This window comes from Paralteromonas sediminis (genome assembly GCF_003820355.1).
In the GTDB taxonomy this organism is placed as follows: domain Bacteria; phylum Pseudomonadota; class Gammaproteobacteria; order Enterobacterales; family Alteromonadaceae; genus Alteromonas_F; species Alteromonas_F sediminis.
In genome coordinates this window covers 192287-216346 of sequence record NZ_RPOK01000004.1, presented here as the reverse complement: position 1 = coordinate 216346, position 24060 = coordinate 192287, and the positions used below count along the sequence as shown (strand labels likewise).

Below are 24060 nucleotides of genomic sequence, written 5' to 3'. Positions count from 1 at the left end.
TGCGACACTTGCTAGACAATTTCGAACTAAATACTTCATAAACTCTCTTATTTGAATTGGTATACACCTGACAAGCAGGTACTAATTTAAACTATAGGGTTGCCGATAGCCAAACATTCCATCTTTTAACATTTGTCTGTTGGATGACCGTGTACCAACACCTTTAAACGTAAACTGAAGCGCGATGCCCGAATCGTACTCATCGGTGCTTTGCGCGCCGGCCATATTAAAACGATTGCTCAAATGGCGCTGTGCAACTACTCGCAATGCCCAGCAACAAGATTCATATTCTATTCCTGTATATAGCTCCACACTCCGATGGCGTTCCATATCACGATAGACACGACCTACCCATTGCCAGTTCTTAGCTATTGGCCAGCTCGCGGACAAACCAAGCTGGTCAATCTTTTCACCGGATAAATTCCTCACATAACGTTGCGTAAACTGTACCAGCTTCTGCTCACTCTCTCTGTATTCTAAAGTAAAACTGCTTCGGTCGACTTTTTCGGTTTCAGACGCCAATTGCATATCAGCATGCAAAAACCATTTCGCATCAATGCGCCAATCTATTTCTGCGGCGACCGCTGAGCGGTTGTCCTGATTTCTGAACGTCGCGACTCTGCTATCAGCAAAGTAAAAAGTCTGACCAATGCTAAAAACAAATTGTTCCCGGTTTTTTTGGTCAATGACTCTTGATGTTACACCGACTGTCACCTGATTATTGTCGCTTATGCGGTCTAGGCCTGTAAACTCACGGCCACGAAAGAGTCCGTCAACGTCTGTTAAAAGCGCGGTTGAATCATAAAAGCCAATTGAATCCTGATTTTCATAAGAGGTATATAGATACTGAAATTTGGGTTCGAGCGTGGTAGTTGCATCGTCGCTCAACCAGCTGCCTTGACGTTCAAAGAAAAGTGCTCCATATAGCCTCGCCTGACCGATAGTTCTGGTAACGTCGTCTTCCAGCGGGCTGTCCTGTGACAGATTGTCTTGCTGGTAATACGTATTAAACAAAGTTGCCTGTGCACTGAGTTCACCCCACTGGCGGCGATAAGGAATGGATAACGTAGGTGCTACGTGTAATCTGAATGCAGTAGGCTCTGTCGTGGCTGCGTTGTCAAAATAGGCAGCCTCTGTGGTCAATTCAAAATCCAGTGCGTTTGATAAATGGGTTTTGTAGTCTAACTTGAACTCAGGCAAAGCCCGGTATGTACTCAGTTCTGTGCCAATGATTTCGAAATCTTTTAAGTATATGCTGGCGTTCAGCTCATCACTGTAATAATTGACGCCAAGAGTCCGAACCATATGCGTGTCGGCGCGGTTATAAAAATCTGACCCCAAATCTACAATGTAATTTTCATCACTCATTCCGTTTACGTTGACGGATACATACCAGTTTTCACTCAGCTGTCCTTCGTGGGTCAAGCGATAAAAATATCGATCAGGTCGGTCGTCAATATCGGTATCTTCGGGCAAATACTCCAAATTGAGCTGTCCATAGCTTGTATTGGTGAGGTATCGAAATTCAGTTTTAAACTGTAACCCTCTATTGGTCATTAAACGTGGTGACAGCGTTAGGTCGTAGTTCGGTGCTATGTTCCAATAATAAGGTTGCTCTATATCAACTCCTGTACTTGTAGAACTTGTAATGTTAGGAAACAACAGCCCGCTTTGTCGCTCTGTGCTTACGGGAAATGCAAAGTAGGGCAGATAAAAAACTGGAATGTCACCCACATAAAAGCGCGTATTTCTGGCTTCGCCTAACGGGGAACCTGGCTTCAGACTTATACTGCTAGCTTTTATTTGCCAATCTTCACCACCAAGCGGGCAGGTGGTAAAGGTCACGTCCTCTAGCTTCACGCCGTCTGATTGTTGAACGGATATATGTTCAGCTTCGCCGCGGCCGACAAACCCTGCCAATTGGTAACGTGAGTTGTCTAGTTGTAATGATTTTGCGATGGAGTCAACACTGACATTTGTACTGTCGACTTTTAGCACAGGGTCCTGATAACGAACATTCCCCTTTGCCGTGACTCGCTTACCATTTTCTTCCACCAATGCCTGCTCTGCACTAATTCGAGCGGTATTGGACAGAATTTGCACATCGCCCATGAAAGTGGCGGTGCGCTCTTCAATGATTTCGGCTTGCTTAGCTGACACCTTTATATGCCCTTCCTGCATCAGCTGTTCGGAGCTGAATTGAATGGGCGGAACCGTACACAAGGTTTGTTGTGCCTGAGCCTGGCATGATAACCCAAGTAAAATAAGGCTTGAGACAGAGATACAAAATTGTCGCGTGGTACTCTTTTTAAACATGCGTTTTGAACAATTGGCAGGCAGAATATTGATAAGAAAGTCGCTATTTTAGCCCTTTCGGGCAGAATAACAAAGCTTAAATCCAAAAGACTGAATTCATTTTTGCTTTTGGTTATAGTGACGCTAAATAAAATTAATATTGAGTAAAATTATGCCGGTGTGGGGAAGAATCCTCGGAGTATTATTTGGCTTTATGTTTTTAAAGATCCCAGGGGCGATTTTAGGCTTAATAGTGGGGTACCTGTTTGACCGTGCATATAGTCAGGACTTTTCTCAGTTAGGTGGTTTTGGGCGCTTTTTTACAAACCCAGACAGTTTTCAGCAGAACGCGGTTTTTTTCAACAGCTTGTTTGCAAGCCTAGGGCACATTGCCAAAGCAGATGGTAGGGTGACTGACAGTGAAATCGCTGTTGCGTCTGCACTGATGGATGAGATGCAGCTTCAAGGCAACGCGCGACAGGAAGCACAAACAGCCTTTCGTGAGGGAAAATCGGCTGACTTTCCGCTCATCGAAACGCTGAAGAGCCTCGTTGAGTTTTGTCATGGAAGACGTGATTTACTGCAAATCTTTCTCGAAATACTGATACAGGCTGCTTTATCCGATGGCGCGCTGAGTCCTCCTGAACAAAAGGTATTGGAAAAAGTTGCGCATGTATTGGGATTCAGTAGAGGGTCATTAGACTTCCTGATTCGTGCGCATATTGCTCAACAGCGATTTAGGCAGGGACAGCACTCACAGGACAGCTCGACACACACCTCGCAACTACCCGTAAAGGAGGCTTATCAAATACTTGGCGTTTCGCCTTCAGACGATGAGAAGACAGTAAAAAAGGCCTACAAGAAACGCATGGCCGAGCACCACCCTGATAAGCTGATATCAAAAGGCTTGCCCCAACAGGCCTTGGAGATGGCCAAGCAGAAAACACAGTCTATTCAAGCAGCATACGAATTGATCCGAAAACAGAAAGGTTGGTAGTAAGGTGTTAATCCGGCTTCAGGACCAAAAAGACATAGAACAATTCACTGAGTACCTTTGGTTGGAAAAAGGGTTAAGTGATTTAACACTTCAGGCTTATAAAACAGACATTAGCCGATTTGCACATTTTGCGAAAACAACCAATAGAAAAAAGCTGCGTGAGGTCAGTGCGGGAGACTGTCAGGCGTTTAAGGAATCCTTGCTCACCGACGGTCTAAAAGCCAGAAGTGTACAGCGCTATATCAGTACACTTAGGCGTTTTTACTTGTATCTCATCGATAATGAGATTCGCCTCGATAATCCTATGAGTAATATTGATTCTCCTAAGGTCGTTAACCCTCTACCGAGCTCACTCACGGAGGCCGAAGTAGAAGCGCTATTAAACGAGCCTCTGTTGGACGACCCTGTCGAATGCCGCGATAAAGCGATGCTTGAAGTACTTTATGCAACCGGACTCAGGGTGACAGAATTGGTCAGATTGTCACTAGACGAAGTCAGCTTACAACAAGGCGTAGTCAGAGTGGTGGGAAAGGGGAACAAAGAGCGTTTGGTGCCACTAGGGGAAGCGGCGATTGACTCGTTACAGATATATATGAGCGAAGCAAGAGGTGCCTTGCTAAAACAGGCTAACGATACTGTTTTTTTAAGTAAACAAGGTAACCAAATGACCCGACAAACGTTCTGGCACAGAATAAAGTTTTATGCGCAGAGAGCAAATGTTAAGCAAAAGCTATCCCCCCATACTTTGCGTCACGCGTTTGCGACGCATTTGTTAAATCACGGGGCAGACTTGCGTGTAGTTCAATTATTATTGGGGCATAGTGATCTCTCAACTACACAAATTTATACACATGTGGCAAAAGCACGATTACAATCGTTAGTGAAAAGCCACCATCCGAGAGGTTAGTGAAAGTGGGTGCGCCTTTTGGCGGTCTGTATAAGCGATGAAGTATGTATTTAAATGACGCCATTGAGGTGCAACAGAAGTTTGGAGTATTTTTTTGTGAATGGGTTTAGAAAAACAATTCTTTTAGCGGTAGCTTGTTTTACCACATTCGGTTGTATGGCTGATGAACACAGTGAATTGATAAAAAAGCTAGAGCAGTCGATGGGATGGGAAGTTACTGCGATAGCTGATGCGCCAGTAGATGGCCTTTATCAGTTGAATACTGCTCGTGGCATTTTTTATGCCTCTAAAGATGGTAAATATTTGATGCAGGCCAGAATTTACAACATGGACGCTGGTATGCGTGACGAGACAGAGGCGGCATTGTCGTCAATCAGGCTAGAAGGGCTCAAACAATTCGACGGTGATTACATAGAATTTAAAGCCAAAGATGAAAAATTCATCGTTACTGTTTTTACCGATATTTCTTGCGGATACTGTCGTCGACTGCACGAGCAAATGGGTGAATATAATGAAAGAGGTATTACCGTTCGCTATTTGGCGTTTCCAAGAGCCGGTACCCAAGGGAAGACGTTCAATGATATGATTTCTATTTGGTGCTCAAGTGATCAACAAGAAGCAATGACACAAGGTAAAGCCGGCGAGAATGTAGAACTCGCACGATGTGAAAACTCCATTGTCGAGCAATATCAGTTTGGCCAGAAAATTGGCGTAAACGGCACACCGAATATTATCTTGCCTAATGGCCGTTTGATCCCAGGCTATCAACCTGCACCTGCTCTGTTGCAAGCGTTACAGAGCGCGGGTTAATACCACGTAGCAATGAATACACAAATTATCCGCCGCCAACCCGTTGGCGGCATGCTGTCTTCTTCTTTGCACCCTGTCATCGATAAGATATATCGGAACCGCGGAGTTACCCAGCTTGAAGATGTCAATACGCAAGCAAAATGTCTGTTACACTTCAAAAGCCTATCCGGCATCCAAAAAGCGGTCGAACTACTGATTGATGCAATAGCTAAACAACGACGCATCGTCATTGTCGGTGATTTTGATGCGGATGGCGCAACAAGCACCGCATTGTGTATGCTCGCACTCAAGAGTTTTGGTGCAAAATCGCTTTCTTACTTGGTACCGAACAGATTTGATTTTGGCTATGGATTAAGCCCTCAAATTGTTGACGTAGCACATCAGGATGCTGCTGATCTCATTATAACGGTAGATAGTGGCATTGCCTGTTTGGAGGGCGTAGCTCACGCCAAAGCCTTGGGTCTTGACGTTATTGTAACCGATCATCATCTGCCGCCTGCTACTTTGCCCGACGCAGATGCCATTGTTAATCCGAATTTAGCAGATTGCGCGTTTCCCTCAAAAAATTTAGCCGGGGTTGGTGTCGCCTTTTATCTTCTTTCTGCATTGCGCAGTGCTATGGCTGACAGAGGGCTATTGAGTAAAACACAACCGCCACCTTCGATGGCACAGTGGTTAGATATTGTGGCGGTTGGTACTGTTGCAGATGTGGTTAAACTGGATAGCAACAATCGCATTTTGGTGCACCAAGGCCTGCAACGCATTCGAGCAGGAAAATGCAGGCCAGGCATTAAAGCGATATTGGATATTGCCAATCGGCAACCCGACAATCTGACCGCTTCTGACTTGGGATTTGTGGTTGGGCCTAGGCTCAATGCAGCAGGCAGATTGGATGATATGTCTACCGGCATTGAGTGTCTGCTGGCCGATGACATTTATCTCGCTCGTCAAATGGCCGCTGATTTAGACAGTCTAAATCAGCAGAGAAAACAGATTGAAAAGACGATGAAACAAGAAGCTGAACAACTGGCTGAAGCGCTTATCGCCGAGCAGTCGGGTGAAGTGCCATCAGCCTTAGTGTTTCATCATTCAGCATTTCATCAGGGTATCATTGGTATCGTTGCTGGAAGAATGAAAGACAGGTTTAACCGTCCAGTCATCGCGTTTGCAGACGCAGGAGATGGAAAAATTAAAGGTTCAGCCAGATCCGTTGAAGGTATTCATATCAGGGATGCCTTGGAAGACCTCAACCGAGAATCCCCCGAGCTGATAGACAAGTTTGGCGGCCATGCCATGGCGGCAGGTTTGACAATTAATTTATCTAACTTGGAGCGATTCAACCAAAGGTTCATGCAAGTGATCGCACGATTGGGCGTCGATCTTGATAGCGATAAACGCGTCTATACCGACGGTCCATTGCCGCTTGATTGCTTGACACTCGATTTTGTGCGCCTGTTGTACGCTTCAGGCCCATACGGGCAAGGTTTTCCCGCCCCAGCTTTCGATGATCAGTTTACGCTGATATCACAACGAATAGTGGGCGAAAACCACCTTAAAATGACACTTGAGCACACTAATGGGCAGCACCTAGAGGCGATTGCGTTTAACATCGATTTAGATGTTTGGCCAAACAATCAAGTTTCCCAGATTAAAGGTGTCTACAAACCAGAGATTAATGTGTTCCGAGGCAAACAAAGTCTGCAACTTGTGTTTGACTACATGGAGGCCTGTGTTTAATGGCAATGGACACGGAACTCATGGGTTATGTTATTCATCATAGGCCCTACCGAGAGACCAGTGTGATTGCAGACTTTTTTACTCGTAGTGAGGGCCGGGTAAGTGCGGTTGTGAGGGGTGTGAGAAAAGCAAAGTCAGACAAGAAGAGTTTGATCCAAGGTTTTCAACCACTGTGCCTGATGTTGATGGGTAAAAGTGAACTCAAAACCCTAAAACATATCGAGGCAAAAGAAAACGCCTTCAAACTACAGGGTGAGGCACTCTACTGCGGCTTCTATATGAATGAATTGCTCACTCGCGCCATTCCAAACGGACTCGCAGTAGAGCTGGTTTTCGATATGTATGAGCAGTGTTTGCAATCACTTACTTCGCTTAAGGACTACGATATCGTTCTCCGGCAGTTTGAGTTTTCGCTGTTGGAAGAGTTAGGTGTAATGCCCGATTTTACTGTGGAAGCACATTCTGGCGCGCCTATTGACCCCAACTCTGATTACGCTTTCACACCAGAAGTGGGTTTTACGCTGGCGCAGTATTCAGAATTCAAAATATGCGGGGCGCATATTCTGGGCTTGCAACAAGAAGCTTGGTCAAATGATAGTCGTAAACTGGCTAAATGGCTTTGCCGTCAAATGTTACTGCCAGTCGTTGGCCAAAAACCTTTAAATAGCCGCGCCTTGTTTAGACGCAGTTAACTGCAGTCATGCTACAATCGAGCTTTATTACTGAATCATAGGAATTCGCGTTAGCATGCTAAACCCCATTTATTTAGGTGTAAATATTGATCACATTGCCACCTTAAGGAATGCGCGAGGGACCCAGTACCCTGATCCCGTGCATGCCGCCGCTATCGCTGAGCGTGCTGGTGCAGACGGCATTACTGTGCACTTGCGTGAAGACAGACGTCACATCAAAGATAGAGATGTAGCGCTTCTGGCACAGACATTGGACACCAGAATGAATTTGGAAATGGCGGTAACAGAAGAAATGATAGCCATAGCGCTAAAAACGAAACCGACATTCTGCTGCCTTGTCCCCGAAAAGCGAGAAGAACTCACTACAGAAGGTGGTCTGGATGTAGTCGGTAACTTGGATGCTATCAAAGCCGCCTGTCAACAATTAGCTGATGCAGGAATTCTTGTATCTTTGTTTATCGATGCTGATCAGCAACAAATTGATGCTGCTGTGACATGCGGAGCGCCTTATATTGAAATTCATACGGGGCAATATGCCGAGGCTGTTTGTCCAGAACAACAAAGTGCTGAACTTGAAAAATTACGTCAAGGCATTGAATACGCGCATAATCAGGGGTTACATGTCAACGCTGGCCATGGTCTCCATTATCACAACGTCCAGCCTATTGCTGCTATCAAGGAAATAGAAGAGCTCAACATTGGGCACGCGATTATCGCCAGAGCAGCATTCGATGGTCTGGAAAAAGCCGTCGCAGATATGCGGAAACTCATGATAGAAGCGCGTCAGGGCTGTCAATGTCAGTAGTCGGTCTGGGTACTGATATTATTGAGATTGCGCGTTTAGGCGATGATCCTAAGCGGTTGAATAAGCTCGCCCAACGAATCTTAACAGAGAGCGAACTGGTTACATATTCAGCTTCATCGCAACCCGTCAGGTTTCTTGCAAAACGCTTTGCTGCTAAAGAAGCGACGGTTAAAGCGCTGGGGACAGGTATTGGAAACGGCGTGAGTTGGCAGCATATCGAGATTTCAAACAATGCATTGGGTGCCCCAGAGTTACAGTTAACTGAAGGTGCCCTTCGACAGGCTGAGGCAATGCATGCGTCTCAATTCGCCATTAGCATCGCCGATGAGCAGCACTATGCTGTCGCTACTGTAATACTCTCAAGAGTGTGAGCTGTGGTTCAATTTTATTCTGCGAAAAAAAAGAAAGCGATACGCACGATTGAGCGCGACAAGCTTAAGGTGACCGTGAATAAGGTAACCAGTCAGGGAGAAGGGCTATCTGCTAACAGAAAGCCGCCACTATTTATTCAAGGTGGTTTGGCGGGAGAAACCCTGTATGTTAAACAGCTCAGTAAGCAAAAACGTTACTGGCGGGGTGTTGCAGATGATAATTCAATAGAAAGCCCGCACCCCGCAAGGCAAACTGCGCCTTGTGAATGGTTTTCAAGCTGCGGCGGTTGTACTACACAACACTGCACGCCATCAACCATGTTGGAATGGAAACAACAGGATCTCGATGCACAATTTAAACGGGCCTTTGCATTAGAACAATTACCCTGGGAAGACGCTATCGTTGGCCCAACATTGCAATACAGACGAAAGGCCAGACTCGCTTATGATGGAAGAGACAAAAACAATATTCGATTTGGTTTCAAAGCGAAACATTCCACGAATATCGTATCGGTCTCTAACTGTATTGTACTGACGGTGCCATTGCAAAACGTACTGAAAACGCTCCATTCACGGTTAACTCGCAGTGCGCCACAACCCATAGGTCACGTGACAGTAATCGAATACGCCAATGGTGTTGGGATAACTATAAACTTTACTAAGGCGCCTTCTGCGCAGGTTATGGCATTTTGGCAGGACCAATTTACCCAATGGCAAGCGCATCAGCGAGTCGATATTTTTTTGCATGTAAAGCAAGCGTGCATAGCACACTTGACCGCGTTTAGTGACGATGCTTTGTTTATTTCAGTTGAGCAGGTATCGCACACTTCTACTGTACTCAAACCCGGTGCAAATGATTTCATACAGGTTAATGAAAAGGTGAATGCGTTGATGGTTGAACGCGCAATAACCTGGTTGCAGCCTAAGAAAAACGATACCGTTTTGGAGTTGTTTGCTGGGCTGGGTAATTTTACTTATGCACTTGCAGAGCGCTGTCTATCTGTTATCGCCTTTGAAGGCAGTGACGACATGGTGCAAAAGGCGAAACAAAATGCGCTACAACAGGGCATAAAAAATATTAATTGGCAATGTGCTGACCTGTCTATGCAGGCAATTGCGAACTCGCTCAACGAGTTTGCTCCAGATCTTATTATGCTTGACCCCTCGCGCGATGGGGCTGAGCAGGCATGCCTTACATTAAAAGATGCGCATGCAAAGCGAATATTGTATGTTTCTTGCAACCCTCAGACTTGGGCAAGAGATGCAAAAATATTGCTAAGCGGTCATTTCAGACTCGCAAAGATTGCCCTGATGGATATGTTTCCGTATACCGCACATACTGAAATGATTGCACTCTTTGAACGCGATTGAGGACTGATACACTGCATGGTTTCAACACGTAAAGTTCACCAAGCAACGCGCCCTGCTTTTGATGATTGGCTGTCTAGTCTTTCGTTGTCCGAGAGAACCCGTGACAAGTTACGTAATGTCATGGACAACCCAGAAATCCTGTTAGTTGGACAGGAGATGGTTGAGATTCTGCATGAACTCAATATGGATGATGTCACGCTGCAAGCCGCCCTAGTGTTTCCTTACTGTGAAAAACACGCATTAAGCGAGGAAGATATTGAGGATGAGTTTGGTACAGAAGTCAAACACCTGATAGTGGGGGTAAGACGTATGGATGCCATTAGGGCGCTATACGGACGCTCCTCCCCGGAACAACGGCTTGACGAACATAACGTTGACAGTATCAGGCGCATGCTATTGTCTATGGTTGAAGATGCGCGCGCCGTTGTGATCAAAATGGCAGAACGGATCTGCGCGTTGCAGCAAGTAAAAAAAGCGGACGAGGAAACCCGCGTTCTAGTAGCTCGCGAATGTGCCACTATTTATGCTCCCCTAGCAAACAGACTAGGTATCGGGCAACTGAAGTGGGAATTAGAAGACCTCGCGTTTCGGTATTTGCATCCAACCACCTATAAACAAATCGCCAAGCAGCTTGATGGAAAACGTAGGGAACGAGCTGATTACATCGACAATATCGTTAATGACATCCAGAGCCTGGTGGACAAACAAGGCGTAAAAGCACATGTATACGGCCGACCTAAACACATATTCAGCATTTACAAAAAAATGCAAAAAAAGGGCCTTACCTTCGACCAACTTTTTGATATTCGCGCGCTAAGGATTATTGCAGATAGGCTTCAGGATTGTTATGCAGCACTGGGCGCAGTGCATGCAACGTATCGGCATATCCCTAAAGAGTTTGACGATTATATCGCTACCCCAAAACCGAATGGTTATCAGTCTATCCATACGGTGATTATTGGCCCACAAGGCAAATCTGTGGAAATTCAAATCCGGACGCAGCAAATGCATCAGGATGCCGAATTAGGGGTGGCTGCACACTGGAAATATAAAGAAGACCGTACAGGCAAAGTCTCTGGCTTCGATGAACGCATTAATTGGCTAAGGCGCATTTTGTTGTGGCAAGAAGAAGTTGCAGAATCCGGCAACTTAGTGGAAGAATTACGCAGTCAGGTATTTGATGATCGCGTTTACGTTTTCACACCTAAGGGTGACATCATCGATTTGCCACTTGGGTCTACGCCGTTAGACTTTGCTTACTACGTACATTCCAATGTAGGTCACAGGTGTATTGGTGCTAAAATCAATGGGCGAATTGTGCCTTTCACCTATCAGTTGCAAAATGGCGATCAGGTAGAAGTCCTTACCGGGAAAGCGCTCAACCCCAGCCGTGACTGGATGCATCCTGGGCTGGGTTATGTGCATTCGTCACGTGCGCGCGCAACCATCCACTCTTACTTCAAAAAGCAAGATAAAGACAAAAATTTACAAGCTGGTAAGGAGATGCTTGAGCGTGAACTAACAAAAGTCGACCTTCCGCTAAAAGTGGCGGGAGAGGCCTGCGAAAAGTACAACGTGAAGAATGTGGATGACTTGTTTGCCTGTATAGGAGCAGGTGATATCCGCGTGATGACAGTGGTTAATTATCTGCAACAACTTCACGCGCCACCACAAGAAAAAGACGACGATTTTGTTCTGAAAAAACGTCAGCATAAACCCAAGGGTAAGCACGACAGCGTAGTGGTAGAAGGGGTAGGGCACCTGATGAGTCAATTGGCTAACTGTTGCCAGCCCGTGCCTGGTGAAGCAATATTGGGCTACATAACACAGGGTAAAGGGGTGAGTGTTCACAAAGAACAATGCCCCCAATTAGCAAATTTGCTGGATAATGCCCCTGAACGTGCCATTGAAGTGAACTGGGCACACTCATTGGCGGTTAGTTTTGAAACCACAATCATTTTGTTCTGTAATGATAGAGATGGCATGTTGCGAGATATTACAACCGTGGTGGCCAACGAAGGTGTTGGGTTACTCGGGGTAAATAGTCAGAGCTTAAAACACAATATGACGGCTCAGATCAATCTCTCGCTTGAAGTGAAAAATGCCGCTGAATTAACCAAGTTGGTTGGAAAGCTAAGACAAATACAAGGTGTCCTGGATGTCAAAAGAGAAGGATAATCTCGCACGATTACTGGCAATAGTGGAAACACTGCGAGACCCTGAGCAAGGTTGTCCCTGGGATCAAAAGCAGACCTTTGAAAGCATAGTGCCTCATACGATTGAAGAGGCATACGAAGTTGCGGATGCAATATTAAGCGGCGACAGAACAGCGATTAAGGATGAATGTGGAGATTTACTTTTTCAGGTAGTGTTTTATGCACAGCTGGCAAAGGAAGAAGGGGCGTTTGATTTTGATGATATCGCGGGTGCTATTTCTGATAAATTGGAAAGGCGTCACCCGCACGTTTTTGGTCAAGGGGGTAGAGACACCTTGTCTGATACTGAGCTAACAGCCCAATGGGACAGTATAAAAGCACTTGAAAACACGTCGAGAGAACGCGAGAGTGTGTTTGACACCCTGCCAACTGGGTTACCTTCCCTGAAACTTGCTTATAAAACGCAGCGAGCCTGTGCCAAAGTGGGGTTTGATTGGGATAACCCTGCTCCCGTTTTGGATAAAGTGAGAGAGGAAGTAGACGAAGTGGCGGTTGAGTTGAACGCACAGCCTTTCAATAAACAACGTCTTGAAGAAGAAATAGGGGATGCCTTTTTCGCTTTGGTTAACCTAGCCCGCCATTGTGATGTTGATGCAGACACCGCATTGAGAAAAGCGAATCAAAAATTTCAAAACAGATTTCGTCAGCTTGAGTCTATGGCAATTGAAGAAAAGCTGGAATTGAAAGACATGTCTCTCGAACAAATGGAGACATGGTGGACTGCAATTAAAATGCAGCAAGCCGATTGAATGAGGATGTAAAGGGTGGATGTACTCGTAAAGCTAACTAACTTACCAAAAGATTTGTGGGTGTATATTGCTATTGATATCTCGCTGACGCTTTTTTTACTCCTCGTGCTTCGTGTTATCCAAAGTAGAATGGCGTCGGTTGACGTTAAAGTAGAATTAAGTGAACGCGATAATTTTGCCTATGGCATAGGTATGGCAGGAGGGTTACTGGCTCTGTGTATTGTTCTGTCGGGTGTGGTTGGACGTCATCTTGATGCGGGCTATTTGCAGGCAGGGCAGGGCCTGCTCTTATTTGGGCTAGTGGGTATCATCTTGGTGCGGTTTGGACGCTTTGTGCACGACAAGCTCGTTTTGCAGCGTATAGATACGCCGGAGCAATTGTCGCAACGCAATGTGGGTGTTGCTTTAGTCGATGCCAGCAGCGCCATTGCCAGTGCTATCATTTTACGAAGCATGATCCTGTGGGTTGAAGGTAGTAACGCAAATGCCATTATCGCGATAGTGAGTGGCTTTATCGTGGTTTTAACTATTTTTGTACTGCTCACGCGCATCTACGAGTGGCGGTTTGCAAGAAACAATCAAAATGATTCATTTCAGGGCGCATTAAAACGAGGACACCTTGCGATAGCTATTGACCATATTGGAAACCTGTTAGGTACAGCCATTATCGTTACTAGCACGGTACATATTCTGGCTTATTCGCCAGAGGCCTATGTGAGCAATGTGACTGGCTGGTTAATAGTGTCTGTCATTCTTTCACTCTCGCTGCTGGTGTTGGTGAGTATTAGCAAGCACGCCTTGCTGTTGGGGGTGAACATCAATCAGGAGATCGACCAGCAACAAAACATTGGTATTGCCTGTGTCGGCTTTGTCTTGAACATTGGGTTTGCACTCATAGCGGTAGGGTTATTCTCGCAATAGTACTGAGTCGCTGAGTCTTTCACAGACGAAGACATCCTCAAACGGCATACTGGCTGGTTCGTCAAGCAAGGCTAATTTATTCTTTTTGGACTGGCTTTTTATCCACAGCTCGGCCTGTGTGGCGCTGCTTCGGTTGACTGTTTGCCAGAGTTGACGTGTTGTAAATGGGCCTTTGTTTCTCAGGTATTTTGCCCCGCCTTTGCGTTCGCCTCTATGTTGAGCCATACGTCGGTTTACGTCTGTTGTAATACCTGTATAGAGTTCACCATGTCTAGTTTCTATTATGTAGATAAACCAAGGTAAACACTGTGGTTGTTGGGTAGTAATGGCTGGTATACTCATTAAAAAGTGTTAAAGGCAAAGTAATGATAATCCCCGATTTTTCTAAAGCCAAGGTTTTAGTCGTAGGCGACGTTATGCTTGACAGATATTGGCATGGCGCTACCGGTCGCATATCACCCGAAGCGCCGGTTCCAGTAGTGAATGTCCAACAAGCCGAAGATAGACCAGGTGGCGCAGCCAATGTCGCAGTTAATGCCGCGTCATTGGGGGCAAAAGTCACCATATTAGGGCTGTGTGGTAAAGACGAAAATGCGCATATTATGTCTGAGAAGTTACAGTCCTACGACATTGCGTCTGCCTTAATAGAAACGCCTGATTATGCCACGATTACTAAGCTCAGGGTGCTAAGCCGGCACCAACAATTGTTGCGAATGGATTTCGAACGCTCGTTCACAGAGGTCGATAAAACGCCACTCATTGCCCGATTTAATGACTTGCTTGAACAACACAATGTTGTGGTAATGTCGGATTATAACAAAGGAACACTCAGTCATATTGAACCTTTAATCCAAGCTGCAAACGCACGGGATATCCCTGTGATTGTTGATCCCAAAGGCGTAGATTTTGCGCGCTATAAAGGCGCCAGTTACATTACCCCGAATGTGGCTGAACTTATCGCAGTAGTAGGAGAGACGCAAACCGAAGTTGAATTAACTGAAAAGGCAAATACGATTCAACAACAGCTTCAGTTAAGAGGTTTGTTGTTAACGCGTTCAGAAAGAGGTATGTCATTATTTGAGGGTGAACATTCACCTTTTCATCTACCAGCAAAAGCACGAGAGGTCTACGATGTAACCGGGGCTGGAGACACAGTAGTATCAACTCTGGCTTGTTGCTTGGGGGCTGCACTCGATATTCGCAACGCTTGCATATTGGCTAACTACGCAGCTAGCCTTGTGGTAGGTAAAGTGGGCACATCCACTGTAAGCGCTACTGAACTCGCTGTGTTTGCGCAACAGGAAGCTGCGCATCTAGATGGTGGAGTAACCAGCGAAGCACAACTTATACAAATGGTCCAAGCCGCTAAGTCTCGCGGTGAAACCATAGTTATGACCAACGGATGTTTTGATATTTTGCATGCTGGTCATGTGTCTTACCTGATGGAAGCCGCAAAGCTGGGAGACAGGTTGATTGTAGCGGTTAATACCGATGAGTCTGTTAAAGCACTCAAAGGGCCAGGGCGTCCTGTCAATAATGTTGAGCGGAGGATGGCGGTATTGGCGGGTCTCAAACCTGTAGATTGGGTTGTACCCTTTGCCGAAGATACACCGGCGAGGTTAATAGGCGAAGTACTTCCAGACATTCTGGTTAAAGGCGGAGATTATAAAATCGAAGATATTGCCGGCGGTAAAGCGGTGACCCTAGCTGGTGGGACAGTGAAAGTATTGAATTTTGAAGATGGTGTTTCTACTACCGGTATTATAAATCAGTTGGTTGAGCAACATAAGCAGTAGCCATTATCATAAGCATTAGGGTAAGCTAAACAACGTATTTGCAAACCCTTGCTAATCATCACAAGGCAGTCATTTTTCATGTATGAAAGTTATTATGGGTTGGACTCTAAGCCGTTTCAGCTTACGCCTGACCCCGCATTTTTTTACGCCAGCCGCTGGCACAAACGTGCTATGTCTTATCTACAATATGGGCTTTCTCAAGCAGAGGGCTTCATTGTCATAACGGGTGGAATAGGCACGGGAAAAACGACTATTGCCAATAGTCTACTCAACGAAATAGAAAACGATATTGTCGCTGCACAAATCGTTACGCCCAAGCTGACGCCAGATGAATTGGTGAAGATGGTGGCGTCAAAATTTGAGCTTGAAGTAGAAACAAATACCAAAGCGGATATTTTGAAAAAGCTGGAAGTATTTCTGTTTCAGCTCGCCAAACAAGGAAAACGGGCACTGTTGCTAGTGGATGAGGCACAAAACTTACCGTTGGAAACCATCGAAGAGCTCAGAATGCTGTCTAACTTTCAACAAGATGGTAAGCCTTTGTTGCAAAGCTTCTTGTTAGGGCAAGAAGAGCTGCAGCCGATTCTACGAGCACCCAATATGGAGCAGTTCAGACAGCGAATTGTTGCTTCATGTCATCTTGCTCCGCTAACCCTAGAAGAGGTGAAGTCTTACATAGAATACAGGCTGCATCATGCCGGCTGGGAAGGCAAAACGCTCTTCTCTGAAGGTGCTTACGATCAAATCTACGACTTTACGCGCGGTGTTCCTCGGAAAATAAATACACTGATGGATCGTATTCTTCTATTTGGTTTCTTGGAAGAGTTGGAATTCCTTGACGAAAGGGCTGTAGCGACCGTTATCGAAGAAGTAAAAAGTGAAATGTTTGAGCCCAATTCAGTGCAATCGGGGGAGCATGGGCCAGCGTCGGCGGCTGGCGATAACAAGGTGTCAGGTGACGAGTCAGATCTGACGCCGAATGGCAATGAAATCAAAGATGCGCAATATTATAAGGCTATATTAAGTGAACTGGTTGATGCGTTAGATGATGCCATTGGTCATAAAATAAGACTCACTCAATACATTGATAAATTACTGAAAAAGAAATACCGAACTTATGTGCGGTTAAAATCGGATGATAAAGATTAAACAAAAAAGGGGCGCAAGCCCCTTTTTATTTGAGTTTATATTTTAAAGAAAGATTAATCCTTTTTTCTTCCAGATCTCGACCACCAAAAGTGGTGTTATCCGTGTTATCTCTATCGAGGTAGCTCAACTCTATATTTGTTGACAAATTTCTTCCTAAAGCATGTCGGTAATTGATTGAAGTGCGCCATGTCTCTGACTCGCCATTAACATCCAAATCACGGGTTTGCTCGGTTTGTATATAACGTACAGACGCTGACAACTTGCCATTTCGGCCTAATTTATAACCAACACTAGTCGAGGCACTAACAGTATCTCGCTCTCTCACTATCTCAACATATTCGTCATTTGAGACGCTTAACGAAATCTGTGACGATAGCCTTTTTCCGGTAAACCCTATAGTGCTTGTTAATGCCTTGCGTAAGATAACTTGGTCTTCTATCTGGAAGTTTGGGTCTGTGAATTGTGCAAACACTTCTCCGGCTTCCAATTCATAGCTTAAGCTACTGGGTTGAAAACAGTCTGAGATCAACGTACTCCCAGCACTACAAACAAACACCCCCAAGCTCTGGGGTTCAGAAACTAGACGACTAAAAGTAGTCACAGACTCTGAATATGAAGCTATCCAGCGGATCCTTTTAGAGTTAAAGGTAAAGTTAACATTGGCACTGTCGCCATAAAAACGCGTTCCAAAGCTAGCACTGATTTTAGTCCTTGGGGAGAACGCCCATTCTGCATCCAACCCGACAAAAGTATCATTATCGTTGGATTCAAAGTCGGTATCGCTCTTATTGGCCGTAATCGTGATGACTCTGGTCGCACTTTGGCGGTAGGATACGCCAATACCAATGGAGTTGAATTCACGAATGGTATTAAATAGATCTAATTCTCTGCCTATTTGGTAGGCCTCATGTTGACCAACTGCTGTAATTCCCCAACTTGGCGCAACCATATAACTAGCAAAGCCAGAACCCTGTCTTGATTCAAAATCACGGCTATTTGACGCAGACCTATCAGTTTTTGAATAGTCACCGTTAACCTGCCAAATGAAATCAGTTGCGTTGTTCTTACTTTGCGCAGTTCCATTGGCAGAAAGAGACTTGTTGTCTACCCCTTGTGCAAGGAACTCTTCATTGCGATCTGCTGTTACAGATGAGTAACTTATAGTGCTTGTGGCATCCAAAAAACTGAATTCTTCTAAGTTGACAGTTGCAGCAAAACGGTTGGAGCGGGTTTTGGATAACTCGTCCTCGTTAAGCAGAAAGTCACTGGCAATGTTGCTATTTATGTTAACGTTATTATAAGACAAGCCACCGTTAGCGGATAAAATAAGAAACCTGTCTAATGGTGTCCATGCCAAATTATAAGTATATTCAGTGTAATCATCGGACCGGTTGTCTTCGTTAATTTCTCGTTCAAGAAACGTGTATCGACTCTGCACACTCGCATTAAACTTTCGCGACCTGTACAGAGCACTGACACCGGGCTCGACAATTATTGAAGCCAATTCCTGGTTTTCTTGCTCGGTCCTCTTTACATCCTGGAAAACACCAGATGATTCGACATCGGCAGTAAATGAAAAATCCGCCAATGCCATTGGAGACAAGGACATCACGGCTAAAGGCAATAGATGACGACCTTTCATGGACATCCTAATCTTCCTGTTCAGCATAGTAATAACCATAGTACCCGGTTCCATCCGTATCAGTGTTGACTGACTTATTTACCACAAAGCCAATTGCCATATCTGGATTCAACCTTCCGACTGCAAACTTAATATCATTGAGTCTTGACTTACCCTCTTCTGTAACTACCACGGCCTGCCCGGCAAAGTTTGCAAGAATAGCGGATTCGTTTATACCGATTAACGGCGGTGTATCTATGATGACTACCCTGTCGGAGTAACGATTGGCAAACTCATCGACAGTGTCATGCATCTTTTTACTGGCGAGGAGCTCCGTCGATAAATGGTGAGATTTACCAGAGGGAATGATTTTCAATTTATCGATATTGGTGTGATACATCACCTCAGAAAGATCACCAACTTCACCCAATAAATAATCCATTAGGCCTTTTCGCTTATCTATACCCAAAGTATTGCACACGTTAGGCTTCAAAACGTCTGCGTCTACCAATAACACGGTTTTGTCTTGCTCTATTGCAATGCTTAGCGCAAGGTTAACGGCCGTAAAGGTTTTTCCTTCAGAAGGTCGGCCACTTGTCACCATGATAATGTTGCTGTTCGTCAGGGTTTGAGATAGTTGGCCAAAACCATTTTGCAGTAGCTTTCGCTTGATTTCGCGATACTCTTCATTGACTTGGCTGCGTTTGCTCAACAGGGATACATGCCCATTTTCTTCCAATCGCTCTAAGTCAATGATGTATGATTTCGCTTTCTTCTCTGACTTCTCTGATGGTTCACTATTCTCACTCGCAATAGCTGGCTCTGGTTTGCTTTCTGAGTCTGCTACTGTCGCGTTTGCGCTGACTGCAGGTGTATCTTCCTGCTTTTCGCTTTGCTGTTGCTTTTTTGCAGCCTCAGCCTCTCTTTGTCGCTGCAGCGCTTTTTCTATTGTATTACTCACAAGACAAACCTCTGCAATAAGTTGATATTCATTAGCTCAGCTGCGACAAGTACAGCGTAAATGGAGACAACGCCACCGGAAGAAACAATAAAAGCCAGTATTCTTAACTTAGCTTTTTTCTTAATATTTGCCTTGTCTAAGTGAGTAACAACACCCCATATTGGGTAATCTGTAATGCTCGATAGCTGTGATCCCCTTACCAAGATTGGTTTTAATTGACTAATTAAAAACGCCAATGCAATACCAGCGCCAAAACCTAGCAACAACACGGAGGTATACATAATTAGGCGCTTAGGGCCAGACGGTTTATTTGGAATAAGGGGCGGTTCAATGATTCTAAACTGCAGTTCATCTGACGAAGAATCAGCTCTTCTGGACAGGTCGGCAGAGGCTCTTCTTGAGAGAAGTTGCTCGTATTTTCCTTTTATAACATCGTAATCTCTATTTAAGTCAGTTTCTTCAGCTTCAATTTGAGGGATAAGATCAATCTTGGCTTCAAGATCATTGATTTTATTGATCAAGCTTCCTTCCTTGACTCTCAGTGAGGCAACCTGACCTTCAAGAAGACTTATTTCTAGTTTAAGCTGCCTGTTCAGTTCGTTAAGCGGTGCACTGGTGCCGTCTTCAGACGCACTAGATAAAAAGGCATCTATTTCTTTCTGTCTGGCGGTATTCAGGCTATCAAGTAAGTTTTGCGCTTCAACAACATCGGGATGTCTTTCTGTAAAGCGTAATTTAAGACCATCAATACGCTCTTCAAGTGCTAAAATTCGTTCGTCATATCTCGTTTTTAAAACAAATGAATCTTCATTGGTCACCCCTAATCCATCGCTTGAACTAGCTCGGGTCAATTGCGCATTGATTGACTGAATAGTTTGTTGGGTTTGCTTTATTTCCAACTGGGTTTGTTCAAGTTGTTGCTTAAGAGCACTCAAACTGCTATAGAAGGTGCCTTCTCTGGGGAGAATGTCGCTATATTGACGTTTGAAGTCAGAACGGCGCAGCTCTGCCTCCCTGAGCTGGTTTTCGTATTCTGCGATTTGTTCGTTTATAAACCGGTCGGCAGTATCAGTCCCCCTGCGGTTGTTACCCAGAGCGCCTTCAACAAAAAGGTTAAGTGTCTCTTGAACGACTCTTTGGGATACAATCGGCTGCTGATGGCGATAGCTTATTGTGTAGATATTGCTTCTGCCTGTTCCTCTTAAACGAATACTGTCTTGCAAACCAGTGACTAAATCTTCGAATGCTGCCTCAGTCGTCGTGGTTATGTCTAAATCTGCGTCCCGCGCGATTTTTTCCACATTATCTCGACTAAGCAGCGTTCTCGCCATCATTTGTATTTCAGCTTGCGGGTTATCCTGAATCGTCAGGCCCTGCAAGAGAGGCTGAAGCACTGACCTTGTATCAACAAAAACAACGGCTTTTGAGTCATAGGTATCAGGTAAATTGGCTACGTAAAAGAAACCCACTGGACAAATTAGCCAGGAGCAGATCATAACGTAGCGCTTTTTTATCCAGATGCCCCTGATATAGTCGAGCACCATATTAATGGTTTGCTGTAAATCCTGCATTGGTTTATTAATTCCGTCTACTGCGTGCCGGTTCTAGAACCAGGCTTCTGGAATGATAACGATATCGCCAGGAAGCATATCTACATTTTTAGTAATATCCCCTTCGCGAATGAGGTCATCTATAGAAAGGTCGAATGTTTTCTTTTGACCATTAATCACCCTAACGAGCTTAGCTTTGTTGCCATTCGCAAATTCAGTTAATCCACCCACAGAGATCATAAGATCTAATAATGTCATATGTTCCGTGTAATTCACTGCACTAGGGTTTAATGCTTCCCCTATAACCCTGACTTGTTCACTCAAAGGGCCGCTGAAGCCATTCACACTTACCGTAACACGGGGGTTGTTGATGTATTCAGACAATACGGTCTCAATCTCTCGGGCAAGCATAGTCGGTGTTCTGCCTGTTACTTCAATATCCTCTACCAATGAAGTAGTCACCTTGCCGTCTGGTCTGACGATAAAGTTGCCCGAAATCTCTGGATTTCGCCAAACAAATATCGACAGTGTGTCACCAGGACCGATCAAATACTGATAGTTTTCAACGTCGGTAGTTAAAGAAGGGCGGGTAGTCGCCTCAGGTAGTGTAACAGTAGAGCATGCTGTTAGGCCGATAACTGACACCAAAAACGCGCTTCGTATAAGTGTACTAAAACTTTTCATTCGAGATCATCCTGCACTCATTGTTGGCTTAAGGTTCAAAATAATTTAATTTACCCATAAACTTTATCCACTATAATGCCATCGACTGAGGTAGTCTATTACAAATCATGACTTTATAAGTTTTAACTTTTTTGAAGAGGCAAAAGGATAAAAGTGGCGTCAAACAAAAAGAACCAAAATAAACGTTCAAATGTGCTTGTGGTAACGGAGGCAATACTCATTGCTTACGTGTGCTACATCGCCCACTTTATTATGTTGCAATTGGGTCATACTCTGCCCGTTGAACTGGAAGCGTTGGCAGTGAATATCGGTGTGATGACCATCGTAATCCTTTTATGTTCACTGTCTGTAGGCTTATATGAAACAAAGTTAAGGGAAACGTTTCGCGGTATTATCAGGCGGATATTTGTGAGTGTTGGCCTGAGTTACTTTGTTGTTGAAATAGTGCTGGAAGCCCTATTTAGTAACATGAAAATTGAGGGCTACTTCCTACCAGCCAGTTTGTGTATGGTCATTATAGTGCTGGTTTTGTTCCGTTACTTTACCAATAGACTTGGTCTGTTAGGTCTTGGTCGAGTGAGCATTGTGGTTTTAGGTGCGGGCGAAAGAGCATCTATCATTGAGCGAAGAATGCGTCGTGATGTGGATCGTATCGGATTTGATTTACTCGGGTTTATCCCTGTGCCGGGTGACAATCGGGAAGAAGGCATTAGAAACGAAAAACTCATTCACCTTAATATAGAGCAAAACCTTCAGCAATTTGTTGCCGAAAATGATATTGAAGAAGTCATTATCGCTTGTGATCAACGTCGTGGCACTCTGCCGATTGATGTCTTATTTGATTGCCGTTTACGCGGGGTGGAAGTGACTGATCTGCTTGATTTTATGGAACGGGAAACCGGGCAGATTGTTGTAAACCTGATGTACCCGAGCTGGGTAATCTATTCCAATGGTTTTCAGACACAAAACTACCTCAGAGACGCTCTTGATTATTCGATTAATGCCTTTTTGGCCACGCTAGTATTGTTTTTTGCTTGGCCATTTATGCTACTGACAGCCCTGATCATTTATCTGGATGACGGTCACCGCACCAAAACGTCGGTGTTTTATAAGCAAGAGCGAGTGGGGCTTAACGGCAAACTATTCAAAATTGTAAAATTTAGAAGTATGCGCCCAGATGCTGAAAAAGATGGCGCCAAGTGGGCCAGTGTTAACGATAACCGCGTTACCCGAATCGGACAGTTCATTCGGAAGTATCGAATAGACGAATTGCCGCAGCTTTGGAATGTATTTAAGGGCGAGATGTCATTTATAGGCCCTCGACCTGAACGCCCGCAGTTTGTTGAACAACTAGTTAGAGAAATCCCTTATTACAATCAGCGCCACAATGTGAAGCCTGGGCTGGCCGGTTGGGCACAGCTTAATTATCCTTATGGCGCAAGTATTGAAGACTCGATGGAAAAATTAAAATTTGACTTGTATTACGTCAAGCATCAGAGTCTTTTACTAGACATGCTGATACTGATTCGTACGGTTGAAGTCGTATTGTTTGGTAAAGGGCGGTAAAACTACTATGCCAAAGTTGTTGGATTCGCGACTTAATGCGATGACGGTAGACGTTGAGGACTACTTCCAGGTATCGGCGTTCGACAATGTCTTATCTCAAAAAGATTGGGATGCCTCCGAATTAAGAGTAGATAGAAATACGCATAAGCTGTTAGATCTCTTTGCTGAGCATGAGGTTAAGTCTACCTTTTTTACGTTAGCATGGGTGGCACAAAAGTGCCCAGACGTCATTAGGCGTATAGTTGACGAGGGCCATGAACTCGCCAGTCATGGTCTGGCGCATCAACGTATTAACACAATGAATAAGCAGCAGGTGAAAGAAGACATTTTCACCAGTAAGGCCATATTAGAAGATATAGGTGGCGTGCAAATTGTAGGCTATCGTGCGCCCAGCTTTTCTATCAATGGCAGTAACGAATGGGCATACGACATTTTAGTTGATGCCGGATTTACCTACTCTTCCAGTACTTATCCTATCGAACACGATTTATACGGCGTGCCGGATTGGCCTCGTTTTAAATATACCCGCCCAGAAGGCATTATAGAGATACCTATTCCAACCATAGTCAAGCAGAGTAAAAATATAGGAATAGGCGGGGGAGGCTATTTCCGCCTTTACCCCTACTGGCTATCCAAACGAAGAATCGACACCTTTATGAGAACAGAAAGCGAGCCGTATAGCTTCTATTTTCATCCTTGGGAAATTGACCCCGATCAGCCTAAAGTTCAAGGCGCAAGCTTTCGTTCCAATGTGCGTCATTACATTAATTTGAAGAAGATGGAAGGTAAGCTGATTCGGTTACTCAAAGACTATCAATGGGGAACGATGAAAGATGCTTATGGCATCAAGACTTAAAAATAA

Annotated in this window: 21 protein-coding genes; 15 read left to right on the top strand and 6 right to left on the bottom strand. The window is 44.7% G+C overall.

What is annotated here, in order from left to right:
* Positions 1–81: 81 nt before the first annotated feature.
* The gene (locus tag DRW07_RS13125) at positions 82–2316 is read right to left on the bottom strand and encodes an LPS-assembly protein LptD (RefSeq protein ID WP_124028386.1); all 2235 of its coding nucleotides are present in this window, start codon (positions 2314–2316) and stop codon (positions 82–84) included.
* Between the two features lie 151 nt (positions 2317–2467).
* Here DRW07_RS13125 and djlA point away from each other — a divergent pair, with 151 nt between their 5' ends.
* The 11 genes from djlA (at position 2468) to DRW07_RS13070 (ending at position 13871) form a co-directional block, all read left to right on the top strand.
* Positions 2468–3292, top strand: a complete 825-nt coding sequence (gene djlA, locus DRW07_RS13120; RefSeq protein ID WP_205665399.1) for a co-chaperone DjlA — start codon at positions 2468–2470, stop codon at positions 3290–3292.
* Positions 3293–3296: 4 nt separating this feature from the next.
* The gene (gene xerD / locus DRW07_RS13115; protein ID WP_124028385.1) at positions 3297–4199 is read left to right on the top strand and encodes a site-specific tyrosine recombinase XerD; all 903 of its coding nucleotides are present in this window, start codon (positions 3297–3299) and stop codon (positions 4197–4199) included.
* Between the two features lie 96 nt (positions 4200–4295).
* The gene (gene dsbC / locus DRW07_RS13110) at positions 4296–5009 is read left to right on the top strand and encodes a bifunctional protein-disulfide isomerase/oxidoreductase DsbC (RefSeq protein ID WP_165870498.1); all 714 of its coding nucleotides are present in this window, start codon (positions 4296–4298) and stop codon (positions 5007–5009) included.
* Positions 5010–5021: 12 nt separating this feature from the next.
* Positions 5022–6746, top strand: a complete 1725-nt coding sequence (gene recJ, locus DRW07_RS13105) for a single-stranded-DNA-specific exonuclease RecJ (protein WP_124028383.1) — start codon at positions 5022–5024, stop codon at positions 6744–6746.
* Positions 6746–7438, top strand: a complete 693-nt coding sequence (recO, locus tag DRW07_RS13100) for a DNA repair protein RecO (protein ID WP_124028382.1) — start codon at positions 6746–6748, stop codon at positions 7436–7438. Before recJ ends, recO begins: the two co-directional genes overlap by 1 nt.
* A gap of 55 nt (positions 7439–7493) precedes the next feature.
* Positions 7494–8243 carry a pyridoxine 5'-phosphate synthase gene (pdxJ, locus tag DRW07_RS13095; protein WP_124028381.1) on the top strand — a complete coding sequence of 250 codons (750 nt, stop codon included), beginning with the start codon at positions 7494–7496 and terminating at the stop codon, positions 8241–8243.
* The gene (gene acpS, locus DRW07_RS13090; RefSeq protein ID WP_124028380.1) at positions 8234–8614 is read left to right on the top strand and encodes a holo-ACP synthase; all 381 of its coding nucleotides are present in this window, start codon (positions 8234–8236) and stop codon (positions 8612–8614) included. The genes pdxJ and acpS overlap by 10 nt, the downstream gene beginning before the upstream one ends.
* Before the next feature lie 3 nt (positions 8615–8617).
* A complete protein-coding gene (gene rlmD, locus DRW07_RS13085) occupies positions 8618–9985 on the top strand; it encodes a 23S rRNA (uracil(1939)-C(5))-methyltransferase RlmD (protein WP_124028379.1) in 1368 nt (455 codons plus the stop codon).
* A gap of 15 nt (positions 9986–10000) precedes the next feature.
* Positions 10001–12163 (top strand): GTP diphosphokinase, encoded by a 2163-nt coding sequence (relA, locus tag DRW07_RS13080; RefSeq protein ID WP_124028378.1) that lies wholly within the window; start codon positions 10001–10003, stop codon positions 12161–12163.
* Positions 12144–12950, top strand: a complete 807-nt coding sequence (gene mazG, locus DRW07_RS13075; protein ID WP_124028377.1) for a nucleoside triphosphate pyrophosphohydrolase — start codon at positions 12144–12146, stop codon at positions 12948–12950. Before relA ends, mazG begins: the two co-directional genes overlap by 20 nt.
* Positions 12951–12965: 15 nt before the next feature.
* Positions 12966–13871, top strand: a complete 906-nt coding sequence (locus tag DRW07_RS13070; protein WP_124028376.1) for a DUF350 domain-containing protein — start codon at positions 12966–12968, stop codon at positions 13869–13871.
* On the opposite strand, the gene DRW07_RS13065 is transcribed toward DRW07_RS13070, so the two are convergent.
* Positions 13857–14213, bottom strand: coding sequence for a GIY-YIG nuclease family protein (locus DRW07_RS13065; RefSeq protein WP_124028375.1), 357 nt, complete (start codon positions 14211–14213; stop codon positions 13857–13859). The two genes, DRW07_RS13070 and DRW07_RS13065, sit on opposite strands and share 15 nt — an antisense overlap.
* A gap of 23 nt (positions 14214–14236) precedes the next feature.
* Between DRW07_RS13065 and hldE the strand changes: the two genes are divergently transcribed.
* Both hldE and DRW07_RS13055 read left to right on the top strand, forming a co-directional pair.
* Positions 14237–15667 carry a bifunctional D-glycero-beta-D-manno-heptose-7-phosphate kinase/D-glycero-beta-D-manno-heptose 1-phosphate adenylyltransferase HldE gene (gene hldE / locus DRW07_RS13060; RefSeq protein WP_124028374.1) on the top strand — a complete coding sequence of 477 codons (1431 nt, stop codon included), beginning with the start codon at positions 14237–14239 and terminating at the stop codon, positions 15665–15667.
* A gap of 78 nt (positions 15668–15745) precedes the next feature.
* Positions 15746–16816: an XrtA/PEP-CTERM system-associated ATPase gene (locus tag DRW07_RS13055; protein ID WP_124028373.1), complete on the top strand. Its 1071-nt coding sequence runs from the start codon at positions 15746–15748 to the stop codon at positions 16814–16816.
* Between the two features lie 25 nt (positions 16817–16841).
* Here the strand turns inward: DRW07_RS13055 and DRW07_RS13050 are convergent, their stop codons facing one another.
* From DRW07_RS13050 to DRW07_RS13035, 4 genes are read right to left on the bottom strand one after another with little or no spacing between them, the layout of a single operon-like run.
* On the bottom strand, positions 16842–18458 hold the full coding sequence (locus DRW07_RS13050) for a TIGR03016 family PEP-CTERM system-associated outer membrane protein (protein ID WP_165870496.1): 1617 nt from the start codon (positions 18456–18458) through the stop codon (positions 16842–16844).
* A gap of 7 nt (positions 18459–18465) precedes the next feature.
* The gene (locus tag DRW07_RS13045) at positions 18466–19398 is read right to left on the bottom strand and encodes an XrtA-associated tyrosine autokinase (RefSeq protein WP_124028371.1); all 933 of its coding nucleotides are present in this window, start codon (positions 19396–19398) and stop codon (positions 18466–18468) included.
* Positions 19395–20969 carry an XrtA system polysaccharide chain length determinant gene (locus DRW07_RS13040; RefSeq protein WP_124028370.1) on the bottom strand — a complete coding sequence of 525 codons (1575 nt, stop codon included), beginning with the start codon at positions 20967–20969 and terminating at the stop codon, positions 19395–19397. The genes DRW07_RS13045 and DRW07_RS13040 overlap by 4 nt, the downstream gene beginning before the upstream one ends.
* Before the next feature lie 33 nt (positions 20970–21002).
* Entirely contained in the window at positions 21003–21632 is a 630-nt protein-coding gene (locus DRW07_RS13035) for an XrtA/PEP-CTERM system exopolysaccharide export protein (RefSeq protein ID WP_124028369.1), read from the bottom strand.
* Positions 21633–21785: 153 nt separating this feature from the next.
* Here DRW07_RS13035 and DRW07_RS13030 point away from each other — a divergent pair, with 153 nt between their 5' ends.
* Together DRW07_RS13030 and DRW07_RS13025 are read left to right on the top strand one after the other, a co-directional pair.
* Positions 21786–23198: a TIGR03013 family XrtA/PEP-CTERM system glycosyltransferase gene (locus tag DRW07_RS13030; protein ID WP_124028368.1), complete on the top strand. Its 1413-nt coding sequence runs from the start codon at positions 21786–21788 to the stop codon at positions 23196–23198.
* 7 nt (positions 23199–23205) lie between these two features.
* Positions 23206–24054, top strand: coding sequence for an XrtA system polysaccharide deacetylase (locus tag DRW07_RS13025; RefSeq protein WP_124028367.1), 849 nt, complete (start codon positions 23206–23208; stop codon positions 24052–24054).
* Positions 24055–24060 lie beyond the last annotated feature (6 nt).